This is a genomic window from Cellulomonas sp. NPDC057328 (genome assembly GCF_042667215.1).
Taxonomy (GTDB): Bacteria; Actinomycetota; Actinomycetes; order Actinomycetales; family Cellulomonadaceae; genus Cellulomonas.
Genome location: NZ_JBHUZW010000186.1, coordinates 1 through 4,397 on the forward strand (window position 1 = coordinate 1; position 4,397 = coordinate 4,397).

A 4,397-nucleotide genomic window follows, 5' to 3' on the forward strand; every position below is an offset into this window, starting at 1 on the left:
CCGGCCGCGCGGTGGGCGCGGCCGGCCGGACCGGCGGGCCGTCAGGGCGTGGCCGACGGGGTGGCGCCCGCGGGCACCAGGGCCTGCTCGTCGAGCGTGGCGGCCGTCTCCTCCGGGGCCGGCGCGGGCGCCGGCTCGGGGGCGGGGTCCGGCGCGACCTCCGGCGCGGGGGCCGGTGCGGCCTCCGGCGCGGCGGTCGCGGACGGCACCGCCACCGGCGTCGACGGCGACGTGATCGTCGGCGACGGCACGGGCGTCGGCGGCCCCTGCACCGGCGTGGGCGCCGGGCTGGTCCCACCGGCCGCCGGCTCCGCGACGGCGGCCGCGGCGGCCTCCGCCTCGGCCGCGGCGAGGGGCGTCGCGAGCGGCGGGTACCCGAACCGGGCGGCCGGGTCGTGGATGCCCTTGATGAACGCGTCGAGCGAGTCCCGGCGGGAGTTGATGCGCCAGTCGTTCGTGACGCGCTGACCGCCGCTGATCGTCGTCACCGTGTGGTGGAACCACGCGATGCCGATGATGTCCTGGTTCTCCGGCCTGGCGAGCCCGGCGAACAGGTCGGACACCCACAGCGGCTTCTGGTTGCCGATCTCGGACGCCCCGATCTCCGCGAGGAGGATCGGCTTCTTCGTGAACTCCCGCAGCTGGTTGAGCGAGCGGTCGTACGTGTACGAGAAGGTCGGCGTCTGGTCGGCGCGGTACGGCGGGCGGAAGTAGCCCGACAGGCCGACCCAGTCGACGTACTCGTCGCCCGGGTAGAGCGACTTCATGTACCAGGACGAGTACTTGCCGTAGTCCGGCAGCGCGTTGACGATGTTCGGCGCCCACACCCACAGCACGAACTCGTTGGCGCCCTCCTCCTCGAAGATGTCGTGCACGTGGCGCCACATCTTGACGAAGTCGCCCTTGCGGTTGCCGTTCAGCGGGCCGCCGCCCCACTCGCGCTCGCCCCAGGGGTACCAGGACCCGTTCATCTCGTGGTTGAGGCGGATCGCCAGCGGCATGCCGTGCGCGGCCACGTCGCGGGCGTACTTGCGCAGGTAGTCGTCGTACTTGCCGTTGATGATCACCGGCAGCGAGTAGTTCGGGTCGATCGCCTGGTCGTTGGCCGCGTTCATCGGCCGGGACTCCCACGTGAGCAGCGGGAGCATGCCCTTCTCCCAGGAACGCGTCACCGCGTCGGGGCGGAAGTCGCCGTCCCAGCCCTGGAAGTACCCGGACAGGTCGGGCGTGGCGCCGACCTTGCGCGTGATGTCGTCGAACTCCGCCCAGTTGAACGGCGACTGGGTGGTGTAGAGACCGAAGTAGCGGTCCTGCGGCGTGCGCAGCTGGTCGAGCGTCGGCGTCGCCGGCCGCGGCTTCGGCGGTGCCGGCGGGCGCGGCGCGGGGTTGTTGACCTGGTGGCTCAGGTCGTCGCCGCGCGCCTTCTCGGCGGCGGCCCGGGCGGCGGCCTCGGCCGCGGCGGCGCGGGCGGCCTCGGCCGCCCCCCGCACCTGGGCGAGCTGACGCTCGAGCGACGCCTTCTGGGCGGCGCGACGGTCGGCGGCGAGCCGCTCCTGGGCGGCGCGCTGCTTGCCCTTCGCGCCGGCGGCGGCCTTCTCGGCGGCCGCCTTCTGCTTGCCGCGCTCGGCGGCGGCGGCCTTCTCCGCCGCGGCCTTCTGCTCGCCCCGCTCCTCCGCGGCCCGGGCGGCCGCCTTCTCGGCGGCGCCCTTCTCACGGCCCCGCTCGGCGGCGCTGGCCCGCTCGGTGCGCGCCTTCTCCTGCGACCGCTCGAGGGCGGCCAGCTCGTCCTCGCGGTCGGCGAGGACGGCCCGCAGGTCGGCGTTCTCCAGCTCGAGCTGCTTCTCCAGCTCGCTCTTCTCCGCGGTCGGGGCCCCCGCCGACGGCGACAGCCACACGATGCCGCTCACCGCGCCGAGCGCGAGGGCGACGACCAGGGCGCCGAGCCGGGAGGCGACGCCGAGGCGTCCGGTCAGGGTCCACCAGTGCTTCGTGGTGGGCGTGCTCGTGGGCTCAGACATAGAACACCGCCATGAGGGCGAACATCATGAGTCCGATCGCGTAGGGGACGAGGGCGAGGGGGTTGGGCCGCCGGCGTGGCACCGGCAGCGCACCGCGGACCTGGGCCCGTTGACGTGCGCGCGTGCGCAGCGCGAGCCGCGCCGTCGCCGTGCCCGTGGCGGGCCCGTCGGCCGGCGCACCGGTGACGGCGCCCGCGACGACGGGCATGCCGCCCGGGGGCGTCCGGTCGACCAGGTCGACCGGCGCGTCGTCCTCCGGGACGCTCTCGAGCTCGGCCATGAGGTCCGGCGTGCCGGCCTCCGACTGCCCCGCCGAGTAGGCGCCCGCGCGGGTGCCCCAGCCGGCGACGTGCGCCATGCGGAAGAACCCGAGGAGCCGGATCGGCATGAGGAACAGCGTCGAGACGATGATGAACAGCGGCAGGCGGAAGAAGTCCGAGGGCTTCTCCTGCAGGTGCCGGATCTGCCGGATCGCCATCGACAGCACGGACGAGACGACCATGAGGGCGATGACCCACGCCCAGCCCTGCAGCTGCGTCGTGCTCTCGAGGATCGCCTGGTAGAGGTTGATGCCCGTGCCGGAGACGCCGCGGTAGACCCAGCCGGCGATGGTGCCGAAGAGCAGGAACGGCAGCAGGATGTCGGTGACGAAGAAGACCGCCAGCACCGGGGCGTGGCCCACCATCCAGGGCAGCATCCGCAGGGTGTTGTACTGGCTGCCGCGCGCCCAGCGGAGCTGCTGCTTCGCGAGCTTGCGGACCTGCGTCGGGGCGTCCGTGTAGACCAGGCTCGTGTACTGGTAGACGGTGCGGTACCCGGCCTTGAGCGTGAGGTTCGTCAGGGTCCGGTCGTCGGAGACCTCGAGGAACACGCCGAGGAACTTCTCGTGCATGAACGCGTCCATGACCTGCATGAGGATGCGCCGGCGGAACGCGATGGTGCGGCCCGGCAGGCAGCCGACCTGCCCCAGGACGGACTGCGCCGGCATCGAGTAGAGCGCTCTCGTGTTCTCGAGCCAGTCGGCCCAGCGCGTGATCCAGGAGCGCGTCGGCTCGAGGATGCGCTGGCGCGTGGTGACGCCGCCGACGGACGCGTCCGCGAACGGCTTCACGAGCTCGGACAGGGTGTTGTCGGTCCACACGGTGTCCGAGTCGACGAGGACGGTGATCTCGCCGCGGGACATCTGGGTGCCGATCCGGACGGCGTTGCGCTTGCCCGGGACCGGCGTGTGGACGCGCCGGACCAGCGGCCCGAACTCGTCGCAGACCTGCTCGAGGCCGGGGTTCGGGGCGCCGTTGATCACGACGATGACCTCGTCGGGACGCTGGTCGACGATGCGACGCAGCACGTCGCGGAACAGGTCGAGGGGTTCGTCGACGACCGGGACGACGACGGACGTGCTGACCTCGTAGGGCGCCGTCGCGGGGCGGTACCGCCGCGACAGGACGACCTTGAGGATCCACAGCGCCCAGACGAGCGTCGAGAAGACGGCGAAGAGGTAGATCTCGTTCTGACCCTCGAGCATGTGCCGTAGCTGGAGGATGAAGATGAACATGAGTCTCCTGGCGTGGCCGGTAGCGGATGAGCTGGACGGCGTCATCGGCGCGCAGCAGGAGCGGGGGCCGGAGGCTCGACCCGGTGCCTGCAGTCGACGGCCTCGAGGCCGTAGTGACCGGCGGGCCACGGCGTGGCACGGGAGCTACCCGGGCTGTCGTTCGTCGTGTGCCGAGCACCGCTGGATGCGGTGCCACCGATCGGTGGACCACACCTTGCACGCCCGGACGGGTGACGCGAAAGCCATTCAGGAAAATTCGGTGTGAACGGTCATACTGGACATCTGACCTGCATAAACGGGACGAACCGGGTCATCCTGCAGGTCAGCGCGGAATGCGACGGATGTCCAGGTTGTCCTTTCTGTCACGCGCGGCGTGACGGACGTCTCACCAGGCGGTCGACACCCTGCGCGGGTCCGGGGGGCCGGCACGCCCCCGGGGACGACGAAGCGCGCGGCCCGGCCCCCGGGGGAAGGGCCGGACCGCGCGCGTCGCGGTCGTACGGGTGGTGCGGGGCTCAGGCGGCGGTGCGCCCGAGACCGGTGAACTGCCAGCCGGCCTCGCGCCAGGCCTCCGCGGAGAGCTTGCCGCGGGCGTCGATGACCTTGGCCCGGTTCGCCAGCGGCGCCAGGCGGGCGGGGTCGGCGGTGAGGAACTCGTCCCACTCGGTCAGGACGAGCACGACGTCGGCGCCCTCGACGGCCTCCTCGACCGAGGTCCCGTAGGACAGGGTCGGGAACAGGCGGCGGGCGGTGTCGCCGGCCTCGGGGTCGTACACCGTGACCTGCGCACCGCGCAGGTGCAGCGCCGCGGCCACGTTCAGCGC

Annotated in this window: 3 protein-coding genes; all 3 read right to left on the reverse strand. The window is 72.7% G+C overall.

The genetic code is table 11. The annotated features are described in order from the left end of the window. Positions 1–41: 41 nt before the first annotated feature. Positions 42–2,018: a glycosyl hydrolase gene (locus ACFUMH_RS18645; RefSeq protein ID WP_378209035.1), complete on the reverse strand. Its 1,977-nt coding sequence runs from the start codon at positions 2,016–2,018 to the stop codon at positions 42–44. Then, positions 2,011–3,573, reverse strand: coding sequence for a glycosyltransferase (locus ACFUMH_RS18650; protein WP_378209037.1), 1,563 nt, complete (start codon positions 3,571–3,573; stop codon positions 2,011–2,013). The genes ACFUMH_RS18645 and ACFUMH_RS18650 overlap by 8 nt, the downstream gene beginning before the upstream one ends. Positions 3,574–4,088: 515 nt before the next feature. Then, on the reverse strand, positions 4,089–4,397 hold a 309-nt coding region (locus tag ACFUMH_RS18655; RefSeq protein WP_378209039.1), incomplete at its 5' end, for a UDP binding domain-containing protein.

Excerpts from the sequence above, each read along its gene's own strand:
- ACFUMH_RS18645 (WP_378209035.1), bottom strand. The coding sequence starts at position 2,018 with ATGTCTGAGCCCACGAGCACGCCCACCACGAAGCACTGGTGGACCCTG.
- ACFUMH_RS18650 (WP_378209037.1), bottom strand. The coding sequence starts at position 3,573 with ATGTTCATCTTCATCCTCCAGCTACGGCACATGCTCGAGGGTCAGAAC.